17 protein-coding genes and 1 pseudogene are annotated in these 21,785 nt (G+C 53.5%); 8 read left to right on the top strand and 10 right to left on the bottom strand.

Annotated features, from left to right (window positions below; all coding sequences use genetic code 11):
• Positions 1 to 87: 87 nt before the first annotated feature.
• The 4 genes from ACR0IK_RS22535 to ACR0IK_RS22520 all read right to left on the bottom strand — a co-directional run bounded on the left by ACR0IK_RS22535 (position 88) and on the right by ACR0IK_RS22520 (position 3,638).
• Positions 88 to 903 (bottom strand): hypothetical protein, encoded by an 816-nt coding sequence (locus tag ACR0IK_RS22535; protein ID WP_480643368.1) that lies wholly within the window; start codon positions 901 to 903, stop codon positions 88 to 90.
• Positions 904 to 929: 26 nt separating this feature from the next.
• Positions 930 to 1,634, bottom strand: coding sequence for a hypothetical protein (locus tag ACR0IK_RS22530; protein WP_480643367.1), 705 nt, complete (start codon positions 1,632 to 1,634; stop codon positions 930 to 932).
• Between the two features lie 108 nt (positions 1,635 to 1,742).
• The gene (locus tag ACR0IK_RS22525) at positions 1,743 to 3,383 is read right to left on the bottom strand and encodes a sulfatase-like hydrolase/transferase (RefSeq protein ID WP_171212847.1); all 1,641 of its coding nucleotides are present in this window, start codon (positions 3,381 to 3,383) and stop codon (positions 1,743 to 1,745) included.
• Positions 3,384 to 3,407: 24 nt separating this feature from the next.
• On the bottom strand, positions 3,408 to 3,638 hold the full coding sequence (locus ACR0IK_RS22520; RefSeq protein ID WP_171212846.1) for a hypothetical protein: 231 nt from the start codon (positions 3,636 to 3,638) through the stop codon (positions 3,408 to 3,410).
• A 192-nt stretch (positions 3,639 to 3,830) separates the two neighbouring features.
• On the opposite strand from ACR0IK_RS22520, the gene ACR0IK_RS22515 reads away from it, so the two are divergent.
• Entirely contained in the window at positions 3,831 to 5,132 is a 1,302-nt protein-coding gene (locus ACR0IK_RS22515) for a tetratricopeptide repeat protein (RefSeq protein ID WP_480597304.1), read from the top strand.
• 235 nt (positions 5,133 to 5,367) lie between these two features.
• Positions 5,368 to 5,592, top strand: a pseudogene (locus ACR0IK_RS22510) (IS6 family transposase); the annotation flags it as partial.
• A gap of 184 nt (positions 5,593 to 5,776) precedes the next feature.
• Here the strand turns inward: ACR0IK_RS22510 and ACR0IK_RS22505 are convergent.
• The 6 genes from ACR0IK_RS22505 to ACR0IK_RS22480 form a co-directional block, all read right to left on the bottom strand.
• A complete protein-coding gene (locus ACR0IK_RS22505; RefSeq protein WP_480643366.1) occupies positions 5,777 to 6,613 on the bottom strand; it encodes a TniQ family protein in 837 nt (278 codons plus the stop codon).
• Positions 6,613 to 7,467 carry a TniB family NTP-binding protein gene (locus tag ACR0IK_RS22500; RefSeq protein WP_480643365.1) on the bottom strand — a complete coding sequence of 285 codons (855 nt, stop codon included), beginning with the start codon at positions 7,465 to 7,467 and terminating at the stop codon, positions 6,613 to 6,615. Before ACR0IK_RS22500 ends, ACR0IK_RS22505 begins: the two co-directional genes overlap by 1 nt.
• Positions 7,445 to 9,094 (bottom strand): transposase, encoded by a 1,650-nt coding sequence (locus ACR0IK_RS22495; protein ID WP_480643364.1) that lies wholly within the window; start codon positions 9,092 to 9,094, stop codon positions 7,445 to 7,447. The genes ACR0IK_RS22500 and ACR0IK_RS22495 overlap by 23 nt, the downstream gene beginning before the upstream one ends.
• A 541-nt stretch (positions 9,095 to 9,635) precedes the next feature.
• Positions 9,636 to 10,562, bottom strand: a complete 927-nt coding sequence (locus ACR0IK_RS22490; protein ID WP_480596842.1) for a DMT family transporter — start codon at positions 10,560 to 10,562, stop codon at positions 9,636 to 9,638.
• Positions 10,563 to 10,857: 295 nt separating this feature from the next.
• Entirely contained in the window at positions 10,858 to 11,580 is a 723-nt protein-coding gene (locus tag ACR0IK_RS22485) for a PA2778 family cysteine peptidase (protein ID WP_480596844.1), read from the bottom strand.
• Positions 11,581 to 11,711: 131 nt separating this feature from the next.
• Entirely contained in the window at positions 11,712 to 12,119 is a 408-nt protein-coding gene (locus ACR0IK_RS22480; RefSeq protein ID WP_480596846.1) for a PA2779 family protein, read from the bottom strand.
• 1,157 nt (positions 12,120 to 13,276) lie between these two features.
• Here ACR0IK_RS22480 and ACR0IK_RS22475 point away from each other — a divergent pair.
• The 6 genes from ACR0IK_RS22475 to ACR0IK_RS22450 all read left to right on the top strand — a co-directional run bounded on the left by ACR0IK_RS22475 (position 13,277) and on the right by ACR0IK_RS22450 (position 21,777).
• On the top strand, positions 13,277 to 14,326 hold the full coding sequence (locus ACR0IK_RS22475) for a sugar ABC transporter substrate-binding protein (RefSeq protein WP_480627353.1): 1,050 nt from the start codon (positions 13,277 to 13,279) through the stop codon (positions 14,324 to 14,326).
• 167 nt (positions 14,327 to 14,493) lie between these two features.
• The gene (locus ACR0IK_RS22470; protein WP_170403614.1) at positions 14,494 to 16,026 is read left to right on the top strand and encodes a sugar ABC transporter ATP-binding protein; all 1,533 of its coding nucleotides are present in this window, start codon (positions 14,494 to 14,496) and stop codon (positions 16,024 to 16,026) included.
• 12 nt (positions 16,027 to 16,038) lie between these two features.
• Positions 16,039 to 17,199: a sugar ABC transporter permease gene (locus tag ACR0IK_RS22465; RefSeq protein WP_217354249.1), complete on the top strand. Its 1,161-nt coding sequence runs from the start codon at positions 16,039 to 16,041 to the stop codon at positions 17,197 to 17,199.
• Between the two features lie 83 nt (positions 17,200 to 17,282).
• A complete protein-coding gene (locus tag ACR0IK_RS22460) occupies positions 17,283 to 18,350 on the top strand; it encodes a substrate-binding domain-containing protein (protein WP_480643363.1) in 1,068 nt (355 codons plus the stop codon).
• Positions 18,351 to 18,410: 60 nt separating this feature from the next.
• On the top strand, positions 18,411 to 19,394 hold the full coding sequence (locus tag ACR0IK_RS22455) for a carbohydrate kinase family protein (protein ID WP_170546584.1): 984 nt from the start codon (positions 18,411 to 18,413) through the stop codon (positions 19,392 to 19,394).
• Positions 19,395 to 19,428: 34 nt separating this feature from the next.
• Entirely contained in the window at positions 19,429 to 21,777 is a 2,349-nt protein-coding gene (locus ACR0IK_RS22450) for a glycoside hydrolase family 65 protein (protein WP_480643362.1), read from the top strand.
• Positions 21,778 to 21,785: the final 8 nt, after the last annotated feature.

Genomic DNA, 21,785 nt, shown 5'->3' with positions numbered 1-21,785 from the left:
GCGACCCGCTACGACAGGTGCCCGAAGGTCTTCCTGTCAGCCATCGCCCTCGCAGCACTCGTCATCTATTGGCTATGAGTCCTGACCCTAGAAGAAATACTTGATGCCAAAGTATGGCCCGTGCTGTTCGACGTCATAGGCGAATTCTCCGGAACTCAGCGTATCGCTATAGTCGACGCTGAAGTAGCGGTATCCAAATGTGAGTGCCGTTTTCTCCCAGGGTTGGTAATCGAATCCGATATTCACACCGACCTGAAGGTCATTCCCACCGGCGCCAAAACCGCCAAGCTCCAAAGAAGCAATTCCGGTCCATTGCTCATTTAGGCGCCACATACCGCGCGCGCCGATTACAGGTTCGATCCAATCCTGATCGCCACCTAAAACAGGTGGATTTCCCGGGCCCGGTGTGGTTATACCGATCTCCTGACGAATAGAGTTGTATCTAACGCCCCCCTGAAGATCGATCGTATAGCGCTGATCATCGACTCCGTATACAGAGTCTACAATGCGGTAAGCACCCAGAATACCAAACCATTTTTGGCGCACGTCGACATTGAGATCGGAACCCAAAGGGCCAGGCAGCGAGGTATCTTGTTCGATGCCAACATAGTTCGCGTCGACGATTATTCCAAAATCCCCATTCCATGCCTCATACCGTCCGGCCGCTGCGAAATCGAGCACGTCCAGCACGTCACCGAGATCCAGATCCAAGTCAGCGGATTGTCCAGCCACGGTCGATGTCCCTGTGGTTCTTAGGGGTGTGAACAGATAGAACGCTGCACCATGACGCCAGCCGGTTTCGTCCTGATCCGGCGCGGGCAGTGATTGAGCACCGGCAAGTGTCGGCAGCGTAAGAAGGCCGGTCGCAAGCGTGATTGCGCCGAGTAGTGAGAGGTGAGACATAGCTTTGTCCTTGGGGTTCATGAAACTTAGTAGTTGAATCTGAGGCCGATCCCGATGCCTTGGTCATAAGGGCGATCAGCGCCGATCCCGATCAACACATCTGCATAGAGGGCAATACCGGGGCTGAGATTTTTGCCAATCTGAAGCTCAGCGGTTGCAGGCCAGGCGTCGTTTTCCCAATCATATGGCGCTTTGATATCTGCTTTGGCCCAATACCCATCACCGAACGGCTGAAGCGCAATCAGGCGCATTGCAGTTTGGCTGACATCGGTCGACCCATTATACGATGCGAAATGCTGGACCAAAGGGATCAGCGTCATGCCAGTGTTTGTGTTTGCAAAGGCAAAGCCACCAAACGGGGCGATCTGATCCGACCCGGTGCCTATACCTTCCTCGGGGTCGCCAAAATCAAGGATCCACTCCAGCCCGAGCGCGGATTTGACGGCCCAAGTGCCATTCAGGGGTTTTTGTGACGGGAAATAGATCAGCTTGAAGCTGGTCTTTTCAAACCCGTTGAACCTCTCCCCGGTCGCATTCGTCGAATTGTAATGGAGCTCATATTTCAATTTCAGATCAGGTCGCAGCATGTATGCGCCATCAATGAATGCATCCTGACGGTCTGCGCCGCCCTCCAGATCAAAATACTGATAGCGAATGTCCGTGTTGTTGACCGCAGCCAATGGGTTTGACGCGTTTTCCTCTGCTCCGGCAGCGCTACCCGCTATCAGCAACGCGGACGTCAGGATAGAATGAATGAAAAAATGGCTGGCCATCATGTACCTGAAAAGTTCTCGTGCGATTGATGAGATGGTGGCTTTGCCACCACCGTCCCAAGTTCGTTATTGCCAGCTAGAAAAGACTTCCCTGGTTAGTTCGCTTTCAGGGCGAAGGTTCTCGATTCCTTCATAAGGAACACCCTTTCCGAGTGGCAGATGCGGGTGTTTGGCAATGGTTTTCTGATGGCGCTTGACCATGTCCTGAAAAGACGCCCCGGACCATAGGGAGTACCCGATAAGGGGATGTTCCTCGCGTGGGTCGCGGTAGACATTGAACACGGGAGCCGCTGCGCCGGGTTGGCCGGGGGCAGGCAGGTGCATTTTGAACTCCTGCTTGACTACTGAGCGCAAGATCGGTCCTTCATATACGTAAACATAGTCGCGGCGCGAGTTGCCTTCGCCTTCAAGCAGCAGCGCGGTCTGGTCGATACCGTCAATTACACGGTCGCGCGGAATGCGGTCGGTTGCACCTGCGATCCGGGCAAAGGTGGTGAACAGGTCTGAGACATGCACAATGTCACCCGCCGCGCTGCCGGGCTCGATAGCGCCGGGCCACCGGATGAAGGCATCGGTACGCACACCACCTTCAAGATGCTGCGTCTTGCCGCCGCGGTAAATCAGCTGGTTCAGGCCGGAAGTCCCCTCATAATGATACATCAGGCCATTGTCGGCCATGATCATGACGATGGTGTTGTCTGCCTTTCCGGTTTCATCCAGCTTGGCCAGCACCTCGCCGATCCAACCGTCCAGGATCTGCAACTTGTCGGCATGGAAGCCGCCGTTGCGGGAAACGGCCTCATCAGGATAGGCAAAGTTTAGCGGATAGAGCGGCCAGTACTGCATGAAGAACGGATCGTCCTGCGAAGCCAGCTTCTCCAGCTGTTCCAATGCCTGACGCTGATAGCGCAGGTTCATTTCTTCGTATTTCGCCTGCGTCCATTCCTCGCCCGGTGCCATATCGACTTCGCGGGCAAGACCACCAGCTTCACCTTCAACGCCAGTTACCAGACCGTAGGGTTTGAACCGTTGATCCAACTGAAACTGGTTGGACTGACCCGACGCATGGTAGCCAAGCATGTTGTTGGCGACCATTGCGTCCCGTATCATCAGACTCAGTTGAACTTGCTGGTGCAAAGGAAAGGCCGCCCAGTCAAACCCCTGATTGTGCGGATAGGATTGTTCAATATCGCCCTGATGCCATTTCCCGACATGCGCGGTGTTGTACCCTTCCTCCTTCAGGATTTCGGCAATCGTGACTTCTTCGGCCGCAAGACCTTCACCGACCAGCGCAACCTTGACCTCTTCCACGCCCGCGCGCGCCGGATGACGACCTGTCAACATCGCTGTTCGTGTTGGCGTGCAGGATGGCTCGGTATACATCCTCATCAAGGACATGCCTTCGGTGGCAAAATCGTTGATGTTGGGCGTATCGAAACCGGTGACATAGTTCATCGTCCGGTTGCCCATCTGACCGAAGCTGACATCGTCGATCAGAATGTAGAGAATATTAGGGGGCTTGCCGTCATTGGCGTCACGGATTTCTGCAAGCTTTGCGTCGATTTCCGTATCCTGAGCATCCCATTGATCGCCAAATTGTGCGCGGAGAAACTGGAACTCTCCGTCATGAATGATGGGCGCATCCTGAGCAAAGCTCGCGCCAGCCATCAGCACCATGGCCGAGGCATGTTTAAATATTGATCTCATCGGTATCCCTTCCCCATTTTCGAATTACATCTTACCTGCGCGCCGCAGTGACTGGGCGATTTCATCCCGAAGACCATCCAGGGTTTCGCGGATATCGCAGGCAAACTGGTACGATTGGCTTGCCGGCTCATCATTCATGGAGAGATACTCGTCGCTGAGAAGCTGGTAGTCCCGGCAAATCTCATCGAACACCGTGTCCGCGCGCCGTAAGTCTGCAATTGCGGCTTGGTGGTTCGGAAACAGGGTATCAAGCACGTAACCTTTCAAATTCGACGCTCGTTCGACTAATCAACAGATTCCCCGAATTGTTGGCCGAATTCACTTCTCACAAAAGGTTTATCGGGGCATAATACGGTATAATCAGAGATGTAACTTGCTGAAAAAATGGAATTATCCAAAAGCACATCGACTAGTATTAGTGGTGGTAGAACGCCTGACGCCAAAGATGTGCGGGTCGCGCTTCAGCGACTTGTCGGATCCCAGACATTCGCTGGATCACAGCGACTGCAGGACTTTCTTATCTACGTCGTCGAGGAATCAATCAGCGGTCGAGCCGATGACATCCGTGCCAAAACAATCGCCATGGATGTCTACGGCGCGACCATGTCCGAGATGGCGCGAAGAGAAAATGTGGTGCGGGTGGACGCCGGTCGCCTGCGTCGCAAGCTGGCCGAATATTATGTCGAAGATGGCCGCGATGAAGTCACTGTTTTCGATCTGCCAAAAGGCGGGTACGCACCTGAGATATCGATTAAATCGCCCGGGACGGATCAGCCCGAAATACCTGAGACGGAAACCAAGACTTACACCTGGCCGCGCCCGTTCATTGGGATTGCAGGGGTTTTCCTTATAATCTGTGTTGCTGTGGCAATTGCGTTAATGTCGACAAATCGTGGGGTTCCAGTCAGCCTGCCAGTCGATAGCCTGAGCCAAGATGAGCGCAGCGCGATATTTGATGCATCCCCCATGCGGCTTCAGGCCGTGAACCTGGCCAATTCGGGCCGCGATTTGATCTTTCCGGCCTTGGAGCCCGCGCGACTGAACGGAGCCCTGACGATATTCAAGGGGGCAATCGAAAACGACGACAGCTATTTCGGAGGCCATGCAGGAGCCGCGCAGGTTGCAGCAACGATAGTGCTGGTTACACCGGACGCTGATCCAACCGGCGACTTGCTGCGTTACGCGGACACACAGGCCAGCCGGGCGATTGAATTGGCACCCGAAATGGGGTGGAGCCAATCTGCAAAGGCCTGGGTCGAATTTACCAAGGGTAATTGGCCTGAAGCTATGGAGTTCTCGTACAGGGCGCAGCGGTTGGCACCAAACGACGTGCACGTGCTGGAGTTCGTGTCATTGATCCTGTTGTACTCAGGTGAGTTCGAAAAAGTCGTGGCGATCAGCGAAGACGCACTGTCGAAAATAGATTTGGACCGAGGTTATGTGTTTCAGAACGCGATGGGGTCTGCAAAGTTCCATCTGAAGGATTTCGAAGGTGCCGTTTCCGCCTTTGAGCAGGTGACCCAAAAGGGTGGCCCAGTCGGCCCTGTTTCTGTCGCCTATCTGATGGCGGCTCATCAGATGCTGGGGAACGAAAGTGAAGCTCAAGCTATGTCAGATAAACTCTCGCGTGAATGGCCTGACAGTAGGGTGGATATTTTGTTTCAAAGACTATTTGCGAATCCAGAATACGGGGTGGAACTTGGCGACGCTATGAAACAAGCCAATTGGAAGCCAAAAGTTAATGAATGAAGTTCGTGTCTGGGCTATCGAGGCCATTCCAGTGCGAACTGGCCACAGTAGTTGTTTATTCATGCATCATTCCTTGCCGCGGGGCGGTATTGGCCCCTTCTCCATTGCCGCTGGATTTCGGAGACGGCCCTTTCCGGACGTTCATCGGTTGTGTCGCAAATTTTGAACTGAGATTGACGAGCACTCAGGTTTCGCAGTCTCTTCCTGTCGAATAGTTTTCGAACAGGTTTTAAGTATGATCTCTCTGAAAGGCTGCCACTTTCCCAAGGATGCAGTTCTTTACGCTGTATATTTCTATTTGCGGTACACAGTGTCGTACCGTGATTTGGAAGAGATCATGGCCGAACGCGGCGTGCGGGTGGACCACGCTACTCTCAACAGGTGGGTTGTTAAGTATTCGTCGATGATCGCCGCGAGCGCGCAATCGAAGAAGCGACCAACGCTGAGTTCCTGGCGCATTGTCATTGTGCCCTTAATTACTGGACGCAGATACATGCTGGAACATTTGACCCAATTTTGTGCCCTTAATTCTCGGATATCCACAGGCTAGCGGCGACTTTTTTCGAGGGTGCGATCCGCACATCGGAGCAACTCTGCACGGTCCGCATTCACACCGAGTTGTTCGATTGCTATTTTCGCCGCTGTCAGAAAATCGGGTTTAGTTGTGTTGTCGGATTTTCGTGCCGGAAACCAGGCCTTCTGATTTTTACGATCATCTTTCGCCCGGGTTGGCGAACTGCATGAAAGGTGAACGAGTTGATCCAATAAATTGCGTTGACCGGGAATGCCATGCGTAGCCTATCCCGTGCTGCAGGATCACGACGCATCGCAATAGATACGGCCACCAATGGTCGCGTCATCAATAGGTGAACAGCAGCGAGCATAGTATACCGGTCATGGCGGGATTTGGAGCAGAGCCCCGCGTGACGAAGCTCTGGCGCAAGTACCCGTACCACCTGCAGCGCCAAGTCCAATTTCCGGCCAACATGCTGACTGCTGCGCCAATACAATTGCTCCAACCAGGCTGCACCCTTTGAAGCTCGGACTTCCAACCGTGCCGGAACTTTAAACTCTGCACCTGGCGCCGTGCCGAGAGGTAACAGGCCAGTACCGCAAGAATTGCAGATCATAGACCAAGCATAGCGCCAGTGCCGCAGGGAAACTCCAGGCACTTTCTGCGTACATGTCGGACAGTACTGAAAGTCTGAACAGGGCACACATTCGACTGGAAACCCTGCGCGACGCTTGAGCAACATGCCCTGTATGTCACTCGACGGCAGATGAGCCAGAGTACCGAACCGATCGATATTTGCGCCTCGCAGATCGTGACTGGTCTCCGGCGGCTTATCACCCGAAAACCCGAGATAGCCAAGCAATTCAGGAACAGAGCAATAGTTGGCAGCAGCAAGTCGGCTGACCCAACTTGATAACAATTCGTCTTGTAGCGGTGGTGGACGCCTCGGCAACGGAGAAGGAGGCACTAAAACGCTGGAACTGGCTGTCTTCGGATGTTCCAGCTGTGCTTAGCCCAGATTGGTTGCCAGGCTTGAACAGCCTCATCCGTGATACGCTCCTCGCCTGTCTCGATAGCGTCTATCGCAAGCGCCTTGACCATCGTGAATACCCGCGACGTAACACCGCCAGTCACACCCAGAATGGTCCGAAGCGAATGCATACTGAGGCTGGATCCGCGCTCCAATTTCATCGCGGCGATCAGCGTCTGGATGAGACGAGAGAACTCGATATCGTCCTCCCAGAGAGGCAAGAAATGCTCGTCCAGTCGTCGGGCCAGTTGTTCGTCGCCGCGAATGGCGTCGACCGCTTCATTCACACCAAAGACGACGAGAGATGCACAGAGATCATTGGCGAGGAACCGCAGCATGTTCAGGAAACGCCGTTGCTCACGATAGCTGCCCGCCAGCAAGTTGTGGACTTCGTCGATCATGATCATCTTCAGGTCCATGTCGCGCAAATGGCTGAGGGCGCGCACCTCCAGTTCGGATACGGTATGCCGGCCCCACATGGGCGCGCCGATCGATGCCAGAATGTGCTGATAAAAGCGCCTCTCATCAGGTGCTGGTGGCGCCTGCAGTAATAGGATCGGTGTTCGGGTGACACCAATATCTGCTTCGTATTGGGTTGGGTACAGGCTTTCCATACGCTTAGCGATCATGGTCTTTCCTATCCCTGAACTGCCGTAAACCATGAGGCCCGGCATCCGGGACTGTTTTGGCATCTCCATGAGGGAAGTGAGCCTGTTGAGAACAATATTTGCACGGTCGAATGCGATCCACCGGTCACTGCGGACTAAATCAAGTCTTTCGTTTGTTTCCATGAATGTCATCTATCGGGTAAGTAGGAAGATCCGGATTACTGGTATCGATCGCGAACATCTCGCGGGATGGATCGCGTTTGGCTTTGTCGTTAGGAAGTCGCGCTTGACGTTCTCCCTCCAGCCGCACTGCCAGGGTTTTCTGCTTGGCCGCGTGCGCGATGCGCCTTTGTTCTTCAATAATCTGAAACAGCATCGACTCCGGGATCGTCCCGCCTTGGCGTTCGTGAAATATCGCGCGCGCACGCCGCGACTCCCAAAGCGAAATCCGTGGCCGCGACAGGTTCTTGTAGCGCGCTACTATGGTCCGTCCTTCGTCATTTACAGCCCAAATCTGGGACATATCGCGAGGGTCGTACTTGACAGTAACCTTCCCGACTCCACGACCGATCATTGGACCAAATGCGTCGCTCCAATAGCCGACAGAAAACAGCTTGATCCCGGTTCGAGCGAGACGCCGACGTTCGAAAGGAAGGAAGCTGATGCGAAACGCCTCGGTATCGACAACCTTTCTGCCTACGCCATCACCACCGAGGTCTGACCAAACCGCCAGCGGTGCTCGCCCCAATCCGCCGTGGCCGGTGTTGTGATAGCGACATATCTCTAAGTGCAGCCAATCCTCGAACTCCTCCAATGTCATTGCCGCATTATCAGAGCTGTCGTAATCCCCCCTGTTCTTGGGGGATGATTGCGTTGTTCCCGGAAGTACATGAACTGCGCCCATGGTTGTCCCTATCAGACGTTCGATATGGCCGCCATAATGCGCGCGACCTGGTGGCCTGTACTCGATTGAGATTCCCCAATCTGCACAGGCCGACTGGAAGGCGTCGCTTCGGAAATCCCGCCCGTTGTCAACATGAACGGCTTGCGGAATCCCAGCAGCAGGCCAATACAACTCCTCCAGTATCTCTGGCGCGCGGATCGACTTCGTTCGCACGCAATGGTGCAGACACAAACCGATGGACAAGACTGACGGTGTATCAAAACTCACATGTACGCCCAGAACAACGCGGGTCGCGACATCGATGGCGAGAGTCAACCAGGGTCGCCCCAAAGGTTTACGCTCGAATTGATCGACAAGAATAATGTCAGCCAGAGTGTGATCGATTTGGACAACGTCTAAAGGGCGCTCCACATCCAAGGCCCCTACCCTCGGCTCGAAAACTTGCCTCGCCGCCTTTGCGCCTTTCCGTTTCCGCATCACCTCGCGTTGATCCATAGCGTCGACACGCGACTTGATCGTACGCCGAGTGGGAAGACGATAGCCTCTCGCTGCGCACTCCGCCCAGATCTCGCTGACGATCCTCAGAAAGCTTGGGGGTTCTGGAACGAGATAGTGTTGACGTAGAACGCGCTCGATAGTGTTTTCTACATCTGGCTCCAGGCGACGTGAGCCATGCTTCGGACCGCGTCGTTTAGGGAGTAAGGAGCTCGCGCGCCCATCATTAATCTTAAGACGGCGGTAAAAATCCCAAGCGGTGCTTCTCGAAACGCCCATAATCTTGGCCGCTTCCAACAGTAGCGGTCCTATATCTTGCCCTGACTCCTCAAGTTCCAGTATTGGACGCAACGCATTGGCCCGTTCAACTGCGAGCGCTCTTTCTTCTGGGTTCTCTACTTCATTAGACAAGATCATCCCCACGCGACTTATCCACAGGACAATCCGTCCGGGAATTAAGGGTACAGTCCGGTAATTAATGATACAGTCCAGAAATTAAAGGCACAATCAAGCACTGATTTTGCTCAACTTTTTTAAGCCAGCGTCCAGCAATTAAAGGCACAGTGACAGCTGTGCTCTTCTGGCCATTTGAGGTCATTGGTAACAGTCATCAATCACACTTTGCATAATAGCATCCCATCCAGCCTAGTTCAGATTACAGACCGGGGTGGCTACAATAATACACCATCCAAAAATTGCGCCAAGCCGCAGTGATGCCGGGTAGTCAGCCCCAACACCTGCCAATTCGCGCGGTACTGCCTTTACGCCGGTCGATGGCTTCGTGAGCATCGTCGATAGGGGTAGACGTGTGAAGCACAGGTATAAGCAATGGAAAACTGGTTTGTCAGACTGATTGTCGTCTGTGGCGGATCGCGCAGTACAGCAAGATACTTCAATTCCGACAGCGCTAGCCAAATCGATGCTGAACCTATGGTCTTTGGCAAAACCTGCATCAATGGGGCGGATGGTCCGCAGGGGTTGGTCGAAGGTGCAGCCGCGTTGCAATCAGAACTCCAGCGATAATCAGCACACCACCAACGCCTTGATAGAGCTGAAGGTGCATGCCCTTTAGAGTCACGGCTTCGATCGCAACGAAAATCGGCACAAGATATGCAAACAAGGAAGCCGTCGACGCGCCAACTTCACTTGTGCCAAAATTTAGCAAGTGGAGGTAGATGGCGCCCATTCCAACTCCAATGAACAGGATTGAGCCCCAGACCTGCCAAGAATAGGCGAATAACCGAGATGTACCTGCTTCAACGAACAAAACAAACGGCAGCAAAACCGTGATGCCAATGACGAAAATCACGAACAGGCCCTCGTCGGGCTTAGGTTTCATATTCCATTTCTTAAGAAGCACTAAGTAAAGCCCACGGCAGGCGTTGGAGGCAATCATCAGCAGGAAGGCAAGATGCGGGTTGAAATTGACCAGATTTTCCAAATCACCGCGAAATGCAAAAATTAGCGCTCCTACCAGTGCAATTGCGACACCCAGGTATTGGACAGGTTGCAGTCGTTCGTTAAGCAGCAGTGTAGAAAACAAGATCGTCAGCAAAGGTACACTGGTGTATCCGGCACCAAGATCTATCAGGTCATTGGATCGGAGTGCTGAATAGACAAACCAGGGCGTAGCCACCACTCCTATGCAGGCAAGGACTGTGATACGGAGCCAACTGCCCTTGAAATGCTGGAACGGGTTGCCCCGTCCCCTCAAAACAAGTGGCAGCACAAATACTGCTGCAATCAAGCAACGCCAAAAAGTCAGTACAACCGGATGAACTTCATTGACTGCCAAATTTCCGAACAAAAAGTTCCCGGCACTGATCAGCATTGCAAGCAACAAAGCCCCGTAGGCCAGCGCAGGTTTATTCACCTTCATGATTGCACCAGAGCATGACTGGCTTGTCAAAAAAAGCGTCAATTGTTGTCGGGCTTATCGGCCCTTTTCGGACATTCACCCCATAGTCTCCATGCTGCGGCGAGGTCCGTTGAACCTGCCGTTCGTTGAGAGCACAAAATCAAAGGCTGGCTGAACGCACACAATGCGGATGAAGCTGCCGTTTGAGCTATTCCACCTAGTGCCTTAGCAATGGGGATTTGGCTAAGGCCAGCAAAACGTTCTTTTGAGCCATGCTATTTGGCGTCGCTTCTAGAGAAAAAAGCCAAAAAAATTATCAATCCGAACCTGTGGCAGACTCCGATAGTTCCTGGACAACAAGCCTCAGATTGTGGTGAATTTCTGGCGGAGAAGGGTTAATTCTAGCGGCACGTTCAAACTCTTTCTTTGCGCCTTCTAGGTCGCCTTCCTGGTACCGTGTATTGCCAAGCCCGTATGCCCATATCCAATTGTCGGGCCAACGGGAACTACCATTTATATAAACCTTAGCGGCGGCGTGGGTGTGTCCTAGCTGTTCCAGTGCTGCCGCCGCCCGCACTATCTCCCATTGATTTTTTGTTGTCGGCAATTGGTCGGGAGGTAAAGCGACCATCGCCCAGTAATCCCCCCGCCGCCATGTTCGCATAAACAGCCGAAGATCCATCGTCATTCTCTCATGCTCACCTGAGTGAAGGGTGATCTTGTCGCTATTCAAGTCATAACCAACAACGACCGCATAGTGCCATCGAGGCGCCCATCTCAAGCCAAGGTTCTGAAAAATGATAACAGGGTTTCCTGCAGCAACTTCGTCAAGCACCTCTTCTACAGTTGATAATCTAACTGCTAGCATTGCATGTCGACGGGCGGCCCCGACCATGTCGGCGAGATAAGTTCCTTTCGCCCCAGGGGTAAAGGATTGAGCCGCCACCTCGTCTTGAGTGACGTCCAGCCCCGACCACTGAAACACCATCGCAAGCGACGCAGGTCCACAGTAGAACTCGTTTTGTTCAATAAGTGGCACGCCCTTAACTTCGGCTCGAAACGGGACGTCAACCTGCGACGGTATTTGCTTCTGCGTGTGCGCGCATGCGACCAGTAAAGCTGGCAGGAAGCCTATGAGCCAACCTCGAAATCGAAGAGGGCGAAAACAGCTCAGCGGCCAGCACACCGGGTAAAGGGGAACACTTTCGTCAGACACAAGAGATCCGTCACAAGCAATATGATAAACACTGTTAGTAACGCGCCAACAATACCATTGCCCCCAGCCGTGTCGTGATCCATTTGGTGCAAAACTGACGCAATTTCTTCATTCGATAGTGCCTTAAGACGCGTTTCCGCTTCTTTGGGATCGACTCCTCTTGCGACAAGCTCGTCACGAATTTCTTTTCTTTTGAGTTCACTCAACAAAAAATCGCGGTCGGCATGTGTTTCGTATCTAGAGATCACCTCGTTGGTACTGAGCATTTCTGCCTGCGCCATTGTGCTAAGCTGCGTTGCCAGCAGCATTTGCGCAGCTATGAAGCTCACTATGCTGCTTCGCACTATTCGTTGAAAACCCATCCCTTGCCGTTCTCCTCGTCTCGATGTCGTTTGTGTCAGCGCCGTAAGTAAATACTCCAAAGACCATTGTTTAATAGCAGGCAACTGAATGCAACATTGAAGAAACTTTTAAAGACCTGAAGCATGTAAGTAAGGGTATCATCAGTGGCAACAACGCAAGATTGACGGGTCCACTTTGGGCACATACCGGACCTCAGAGGCGGCGCAGAATTGGAACGACCTGAGGTACTTAGAGAGGGAAGAGCGGCCGATTTTGTTGAAAAACTCGAAAAGCCGGGAAGTTTGTTTTTTCCGCGAATTGGCGTTCAACCGAAAAGTCCACCTCCGACTTCGCTGACAGTCGTTGACGCGTCCTCAGGCAGCCGGTGTTAAGTTTGATCCGACCCCTCAGCTGAAAAAACTTAGCGGCTCTGTACGCGCAATTTTTGACTTAAGTTTCTGCAAATTCGAAGTTTTTCAACAGTATCGGCCCCAAGGAGACATTGGGCGGCACCCCAAGATGCTGCGATCGCAGCCCGCTTTCCGGTCATTCGCTGCGAGTGCGAAACTTTAGATAGGTCGAACTCCACAAATGCGGACGAATCCGCCGCTCCCTTTGCCGAGTGCGATGGAGGCAATCAGCCCAAAGCGGTCATGCTTGATCAGCACGTCGGGCGGAAAGCAGACCTTCGCTACTCTCGCGAAATAGCCATTCGCATTCTTGGTTAGCGGCCATTCGACAGCGGTTGCATGAATTGACCTATTGGTCCGCTTGAGCACGCCAACAGAGAAAACACCAGACGGTGTCGGCCTGGCGATCTCATCAGGATGTTTGATTGCCGATTTCGCGGCTTTACAACCCGCTTCGCGATTACGGTACAACTCTGTCGCGGCCTGACCAAGAGACTTCAGTGTTTTCGATTAGTGAGTGGCAACCTATTATGGTGTTGTTAAATATGTAAAATCCCTTTGGGCGCAGGGATCCCAACTGCGCTGTGAATATTTATGCTTTCTAAATATACAAATTCTCCTCTCAATCTTCACCGCTATGTTAGCGTTATCGCTTTGAGATTGACGCTTGTTCTCACCGGTTAGCCGGCACCCAGCACAATTTGCGAAGCATTTCGCGTTGTCGGCCCAATTGGCCCGGCAGCCAAGGAACATACACTGGAGGAAATATGTCCCTGATGCAGACCATTACCCGTAGAGCCGCCTTGCTTTCTGTCGCCGCTGTCGCACTGACTGCCGGGACAGCGTATGCAGGCGATGTCAAAATTGGCTTTCTGCTGAAAACCATGCAGGAAGAGCGCTACAAACGTGACCGCGCCGCGTTTACTGCGAAAGCAGAGGAACTGGGCGCCGAAGTTATCTTTGATTCAGCGAACAATGACGAGCTGACTCAGCTGGCTAAGTTTGAAAACATGCTTGCCAAGGGCGCAGACGTCATCGTGTTGCAGCCTGTGAACACCGGTACCGCCGGAAGCATGGTCAGCATGGCAAACAGCGAAGGTGTGCGCGTCGTCGGATATGACTCGATGCTCGTGGACGGGCCGCTGGATGCGATGGTGATGCAAGACAGCTGGGCCGTGGGCCGCCTGCAAGGCGAAGCCATGGTCGAATGGCTGCAGGACAAGAACGGAGAGGTGTCCGGCAAGATCGCCTTGATTCAAGGTCAACCCGGCGACTCCAACGCGATTGCCATGAGCAGCGGTGTGTTGGAGATTGTCGAAGCGAACCCGGGGTTGGAACTGGTGACCAATCAGGCGCATGAAGGTTGGTCATCCGAGAAGGCAATGGCGACTGCGGAAAACACGCTTACTTCAAACAGCAACGGCATCGACGCATTTATCGCCAACAACAGCGGCATGGCCCGTGGTGTTATCGCGGCATTGGAAGCACAGGGTCTGGCGTCATCAGACAAAGTGTTTGTAGCCGGATCTGATGCCGACCTGGCCAATATCCAATATGTTGCGCAAGGCAAGCAAGCCGTTGAAATCTGGAAGCAGATCGATCCTCTGGCTGAAACCGCGGCAGAAGTGGCCGTTGCTCTGGCTGCTGATCCGGACACCGCGCCCGCCGATCTGGTCGAGGTGGACAAGGTTATCAACAACGGTTTCGCCGATGTGCCGACAATCGTGACTCCGATCACGCTTGTGACACAGGACAACATCGATGACACGATCATCGCTGGCGGCTTCTACTCCAAGGAAGAGGTCTACGGGAACTGATCCCAAGGACTGTTTCCTGAAGGAGGGCGTTTCGCCATTTGGCTCCCTATGCGTGTACTCCCCGCGCGCGGCTTCATGGTGCCCTCCTTCCTTAACCCCTCACGGCGAGACTGCCGGTCAGGGTGGGGAATGTCCGAAACACCTTTCTGAATGTGATGGGAAAAAGCATGTCTGAAGTCGTCCTGAAAATGCAGGGTATTATCAAGGATTTTCCCGGAGTTCGCGCCCTGAACAATGTCAATTTCGAAGCCCGCTCGGGCGAGCTTCTGGCGTTGATGGGAGAAAACGGAGCGGGCAAATCCACGTTGATGAAAGTGCTCAGCGGCGTGTGGCCGTATCCGACCTACGAAGGCGATATCTTTCTGCGCGGCGAAAGAGTCCGATTCGCGAATACGAAAGAGGCCGAGGCGGCCGGCATTGGCATCATCTATCAGGAACTCAACCTGATCCCCGGCCTTTCGGTTGCCGAGAACATCTTTCTGGATCGCCAATTCACCGATGCCAAGGGCAGAATCAACTGGAATCAAACCTTTGCCGAGACTCAGAAATTGCTGACCGAACTGGGCATCAACGACATTCGCCCGACCGATCTGGTGCAGAATATCACCGTGGGCAAACAGCAGATGGTCGAAATTGCAAAGGCGCTGTCGCTCAAGGCAGAGATACTGGTGCTGGACGAACCTACGTCGGCACTGACGGATAAGGAGGTCAAGGATCTCTTCCGTATCATCCGCAAGCTGAAAGCCGACGGCGTCTGCATGTGCTACATCTCGCACAAGATGGAAGAGATCGAGCAGATCGCCGACCGGATTGCGGTTCTGCGCGATGGCCAGACCATCGGTGAAGTCACGCCTATCGCGGATATCACGCTTGATCAGATCATCGCCCGAATGGTCGGGCGCGACATCAAGGATATGTTTCCCAAGGTCGATTTCACACCGGGTGAGGTGACTTTAGAGGTCAACGATCTGTCCGTCACAAACCCCGATCTGCCTGGCAGCTATCTGGTCAAGAACGCCAGCTTCGTTGCCCGCAAAGGCGAGATATTGGGCATCTCCGGGCTAATGGGCGCTGGCCGGACCGAGCTGGTTGGCGGTGTATTCGGTGCCTATCCAGACCAGACCACCGGTGAAGTGAAGCTGAACGGGCAAAAGCTGGACATCAAATCGCCGAAGGACGCCATTGATGCCGGCATCGCGCTGCTGACCGAGGACCGTAAGGCGCTGGGTCTGTTTCTGGACAAATCCATTTCCTTCAACACGACGATTTCCTCGCTTGAGACGATCAGTTCCAAGGTTCTGGGCATTATCAACACCCAGCAGGAGCGCAAAGTCGTTAAGGAATATGTCGACCAGCTTGGAGTCAAAACACCCTCGATCGACACGGTGATTGGCACGCTCAGCGGCGGCAACCAGCAGAAGGTCATTCTGGGTAAGTGGCTGAACTCACGCCCAGATGTGTTCATTCTGGATGAACCTACGCGCGGGATCGATATCGGCGCCAAGGTCGAGATTTACAAGCTGCTGAACGAATTGGTCCAGCAAGGTGTCACGGTCATCATGATCTCATCCGAACTGCCCGAGGTTTTGGGCATGTGTGACCGGATTCTGGTGATGTGCGAAGGCGAGATCGTGTCGAACTTTGAACGGGACGACGCGAAGAAAGAAGCAATCATGGCGTATGCCACCGGCAGCGCATAAGGGAGGAAGCAAATGAGTGCTGACAGCAACGTTGCAGGTGTTGGCGTCAACGGCGCCAAGGAAAACCACCTGATAAACTTCATAAAGGACAACGCAACGTTAATTGCGTTGATCGTGCTGGTCGTTGGGCTCAGCTTTGCCGACGACGCGTTTTTCACCGCGAGGAACCTTAGCAACCTGTCCCGTCAGGTTACCATCATCGGGATCATTGCCGTAGGCATGACCATGGTCATTCTGATTGCGGGTATTGACCTATCCGTTGGCTCTGTCGTCGGGTTATCAGCGGTCGTCTGTACGCTCATGATGCAATGGGGCGTGCCGACAATATTGGCGGTGCCTGCAACCCTTTTGATCGTGGGTGTCGGAATAGGTCTGTGGAACGGGTTCTGGATAGCCAAGTTCAACATACCACCATTCATCATAACCCTTGGAATGCTGACCATTGCACGCGGTTTGGCTCTGACCCTGACAAACGGCAGTTCTGTACCGGTAACGAGTAATGTGTTTCCATTGATTGGTGGTGCTTATATCCCGCCGATGATGTCCAGTATCGTGCTGATCGTGTGTGCTGCGCTTGCTGTTTATTCGATCTTCCGGGATGTTCAGCAAAGCAAAGCGCATGGCGTCGAAGTGAATATGCAGGAGCTGCTGGTCAACGGGGCGGTGATGATTGGTGGTTTTGCTTTAGCCTTCCACGTGTTCACCAGCTACAAAGGGATCCCCGTTCCTGTTGCGATCTTTGCAGTCATTGCATTTGCCGGGATCTATACGCTGAACAGCACCCGTTTTGGTCGCCGCCTCTATGCGCTTGGCGGAAACGAAGATGCGGCTCGCCTGTCCGGCATCAACGTCGTCCGCACCAAGATGATTGTCTATACGGTCATTTCGGTTCTGTCGGCGCTGGCTGGCATCATCCTGGCCTCGCGTCTGAACGGTGCCTCGCCCAACCTTGGAACCATGTTCGAGCTCGATGCGATTGCGGCGGTTGTTATCGGCGGTACCAGCTTGGCCGGTGGCTCGGGCAAGGTGAGCGGAACCATCATCGGTGCTCTGTTGATCGGGGTCCTGAACAACGGCATGAGCCTGCTTGGTGTGGTCACGTTCTATCAGTTGATCATCAAGGGCCTGATCATCATCCTCGCCGTCTGGTTCGATGTGATGCAGAAGAAATAATGTTGCTGGCCTGCCCCCGGTCACACGCACCGGGGGCAACGCCAAAATCCCCGAAAACTTGAATGACAGTTGGGAGGTAAGCGATGGTCCAGTCCATTTTAGCAACCTTACGCACAGACGGCCTCAGAGCTTTGGGTTTGGCCGGCCTTCTATCCGCATCGCTGCCAATAATCGCGGCAGCGCAGGACAACGCTACAATCGGGTTCCTGCTCAAGACCATGCAGGAGGCCAGATACCAGACTGACAAATCCCTATTCATTGCACGCGCGGAATCCCAAGGCGCAGATGTGATCTTTGATAGCAGCGGCAATGATCCATTGCGTCAGTTGCAGCAGGTTGAGGAAATGCTGGAATCGGGGGTGGACGTTCTGGTCCTGCAACCCGTCAACACCGCAACCGCTGGTGCCCTTGTTGATTTGGCCCACGATCAAGGCGTCAAAGTCGTCGGGTACGACTCGATGCTGCAGGACGGGCCGCTTGACGTCATGGTTATGCAGGACAGTTGGGCCGTCGGGCAGCTTCAGGCCGAAGCGATGGTGGACTGGCTGAATGATACCCGCGGTGAGGTCAAAGGCCGGGTCGCCCTGATCCGCGGTCAGCCTGGTGATGCCAATGCCGAAGCGCTCAGCAGCGGTGTGCTGAAAGTGATTGCCGATCATCCTGGGCTCGAGCTTGTTGCGGATCGCAGCCATGTAGACTGGTCTCCTGATATGGCCAGAGACACTGCCGAGAACCTACTGGTCGAATATGACAACGACATCGATGCGTTCATCGCCAACAACAGCGGGCTTGCCTTTGGGGTTCTGGCAGCATTGTCGGATGAGGATCTGGCATCGGCTGATCAGGTCTTTGTTGCCGGGTCAGATGCTGATCTGAAGAATGTCCAAATGGTCGCCAATGACATACAGGCGCTGGAAATCTGGAAGCAAATCAAACCTCTGGCCTATGAGGCGGCGGATATTGCCGTGAAAATAGCGCAGTCTCCGGATGCCGAAATCAGCGAATTGATCGGTGAGCATACGCTGATCGACAATGGTTTCGCGGAAATCCCGACGGTTATCACCCCTGTTTTTGCAGTGTCAAAAGATACGATCGACAGCACGGTGATCGATGGCGGGTTCTATACCAGCGAACAGATCTATCAGAACTGAAGCTGCTATAATCACGCATACGCCCGCCGGCAAAACAGCAAATAAAAGCAAGGGATCGAAATGTCTGACAAGATCAATGTCGCAGTCCTTGGCCCGATCCCAAGGGACAATATCACCAGCTATCAGGGTGAGAAATTCAATAAATTTGGCTGCGCGGTCTATACAGCGGTCTGTATGTCCTCGCTGGCCGGTCCGGGTTCGCGGATCAACGTTGTCAGCCATGTGCGCAGGTCGGACGTCGACAATATTCGCACCTTGCTGTCTGAGTTTCCGTATCTGGATGTCAGCCATGTCACAGGCGACGCCGATCAGGGCGCGGTGATCGATCTGGTTTACGTCGATCAGAACCATCGCAACGAAAAGCAGACGGGTTTCATGAACCCGATCCTGCCCGACGACATCGAAGACCTGATGGATTGCGAGGCTTTCGTTTTCGTTCCGATCACGGATTTCGAGGTTCCGTTGGAAACGATCCGATACATCAAGGCCAACAGCGATGGTCTGGTTGTATTTGATGCGCATGGTCCCACCAGCGGGTGTTCAGCACATGGCGAACGGTATCATAAATTCTGGATCGATAGAGATCGCTGGCTTCCGCATATCGACCTTCTGAAGATGAATTTGGAAGAGGCGCAATGCAGTTGGTTCAAGGGAGAATACGGTTCTGACGAGTTGCAGGAAATAAGCGAACTCACGATGGACCAGTTGCCCAAGTTCGCCCAGCACTGCCTGGATCTTGGCGTCAAGGCGCTCTACGTCACGCTGGATCAACACGGCTGCGCCGTCTACCACAAGGATGCAACCGGCCGGATGCGGGAACATCTGGTCAAGCGAGTGCTTGTCGAGGATGTGGTCGATACCACGGGCTGCGGTGACAGCTTTGCTGGTGGTTTGGCTTTTGGCTACCTCAAGACTGGCGATTTCGTCACAGCCTGCCAGTTCGGAAACTGTGCAGGAGCACAGCGCTGCTCGAGCAGCGAGCTGGATGTCTACGGATCACTGGAAGAAACCGAACGTCAGATTGCCGAAACCTACGGCGATTGAATTATCCGAAATATCACCCGAATGGAGCCCTGACATGCAGACAATGCTGAGCAGTAGCGACTGGCTGATCGAAGAAACCCAATTCAATCTGGATGAAGCGAACTTCAAGGAGACCATTTTTACGGTCGGCAACGGCTATCAGGGCACACGTGGGTCGCTGGAAGAGGGTCACAAAGGAGAGCTGTCTGGCACCTATCTGGCTGGTGTTTACGATCACCATGACTCGACGGTGATCGATCAGGTCAATGTGCCGACCTGGCTGCCGCTTCGGGTTCGTGTCGAAGGTGAAATTCTGGATGTCCAAACGTGTAAAGTGGTCGAACACAAGCGCGTGTTGGATCTGCAGACCGGATTTCTCCACCGAGATACGGTTTTTGAAGATAGCAAAGGCCGTCGCACTCGAATCACCAGCATCCGCTTTGCCAGTTTTGCCGATCAGCACATCTGTGGCATTCGCCTGATCGTCACTCTGGAAAACCACTCGTCCGAGATCACTGTCGAAAGCGCCCTTGATGCCCATCGATACAATCTGGATCGATTGCCAGCTTATCAAGGAAACCCGGATTTCCATCCCGAGGTAAAATGGGAAAAATGGGCCAAAAGCCGACACCTGAAGGTCACTCAGTCACATGCAAGCAGCGATGCGTCCTATATCGAAGCTCTGACTCTGGACACTGGCATTTCGATTGGCATGTCGTCTGCCTTGGATTGGCCTTCCTTTAGCGAGTTCAAAGGCGCAAACCTTGATTATGAGCAGGTTTCGCAAACCATTTCTGTCGAGGCGCTCAACGGGCAAAGTCTGACTTTCGAAAAGCTGGTGTCGATTTATACATCGCGAGATCTGAACGGCGCGGAATTGGCAGCCAAATGCGAAGCGTCTCTGGAGACCGCGCATGCCAAAGGGTTCTCCGCATGTCTAAGCGAAAGTGCCGCAGCATGGCGCAAAAAATGGGATTCCTGTGATTGTGTGGTGACGGGTGATCCTGAAGCAACGCGGGCGATGCGCTTCAACATCTATCACTTGCTTATAGCAGCCAACGAAAACGACCCGCGCGCGAACATCGGCGCCAAATCCATGTCTGGGGAAGGCTACAAAGGTCACGTTTTCTGGGATACCGAGATCTTCCTGCTGCCATTCTATATATTCACGCAGCCGGAGACGGCCAAAGCCCTTCTGAAATACCGTTACAATACGTTGAACGGCGCACTTGAGAATGCCCGCATGAATGGGCTTAAGGGCGCGCAGTACGCGTGGGAATCCGCTGATACCGGGGTGGAGACAACGCCAAAATGGACAGCGGACGGCGCGAACCGGATCTGGACCGGAGAAGAAGAGATTCACGTCACCGCATGTGTGGCATATGGCATCCTCAGTTATGTTGCGGCGACCGGAGACAAAGATTTCCTTCGCGATTTCGGGGCCGAGGTTTTGTATCAGACCAGCCGGTTCTGGATCAGTCGACTGGAATGGAACAAAGACATGGACCGGTACGAGCTGACAAACGTTATTGGGCCGGACGAGTTTCACGAGCATGTCGACAACAACACGTTCACCAACCGAATGGCGAAATGGCATCTGGAGCAATCCGCACGTGTTTTCAAAGAGTTCAGCGAGGCCTCGTCAGCGGTTCATGACGAATTGCGGATTCGGTTAGATTTAACAGAAAAGGAAGTGGATAATTGGCTGGAAACGGCCGAAAAAATCTATGTTCCCTTTGACCCGTCCCGCAATCTGATTGAGCAATTTGAAGGATATTTCCAGCTCAAGGACATTCCCATCACCGAATGGGACAAAAACCGTATGCCGGTCTACCCGGAGGGGCATGATCACTTTTCACTGAATGGCTCGATGCTACTCAAGCAACCTGACGTGATCATGTTGAACTATCTCTTGCCCGACGAGTTTTCAGACGAAATCAAAAAGACGAACTATGCGTTTTATGAGAAACGCACGATGCACAAATCATCGCTCAGCCCGGCCATTCATTCGATCATGGGGATTGAAGTCGGCGACATTTCCTCGGCCCATCACTATTTCGAACGTTCTGCCTTTGTTGATCTGGTCAACAATCAGGGAAACACACAGGACGGGATGCATATCGCATCGGCCGGTGGCACCTGGCAGTCGCTTGTTTGTGGGTTTGGCGGGTTCCGGGTCAAGCACGGCAAGATGACGTTCAAACCCTGGCTGCCCGAGGCATGGTCCGGCATCCGGTTTAATCTGAAGTGGCAGGGGAATGACGTCGAAGTTCTGATTTCTCATGACGAGTGTCGGTTTAAGCTGATTGCTCCGTCCGGCACGAAAGAGGATATCGAGGTGATGGGCCATCCTGTTACTTTGATTGCCGGAGAGGAAGCGGTCTTAGCACCGCAGCCTGCGTGACAACCAAG

The sequence above is a fragment of the Ruegeria sp. BF7 genome (assembly GCF_056538605.1).
This window is presented reverse-complemented; position numbering and strand designations above follow the sequence as displayed.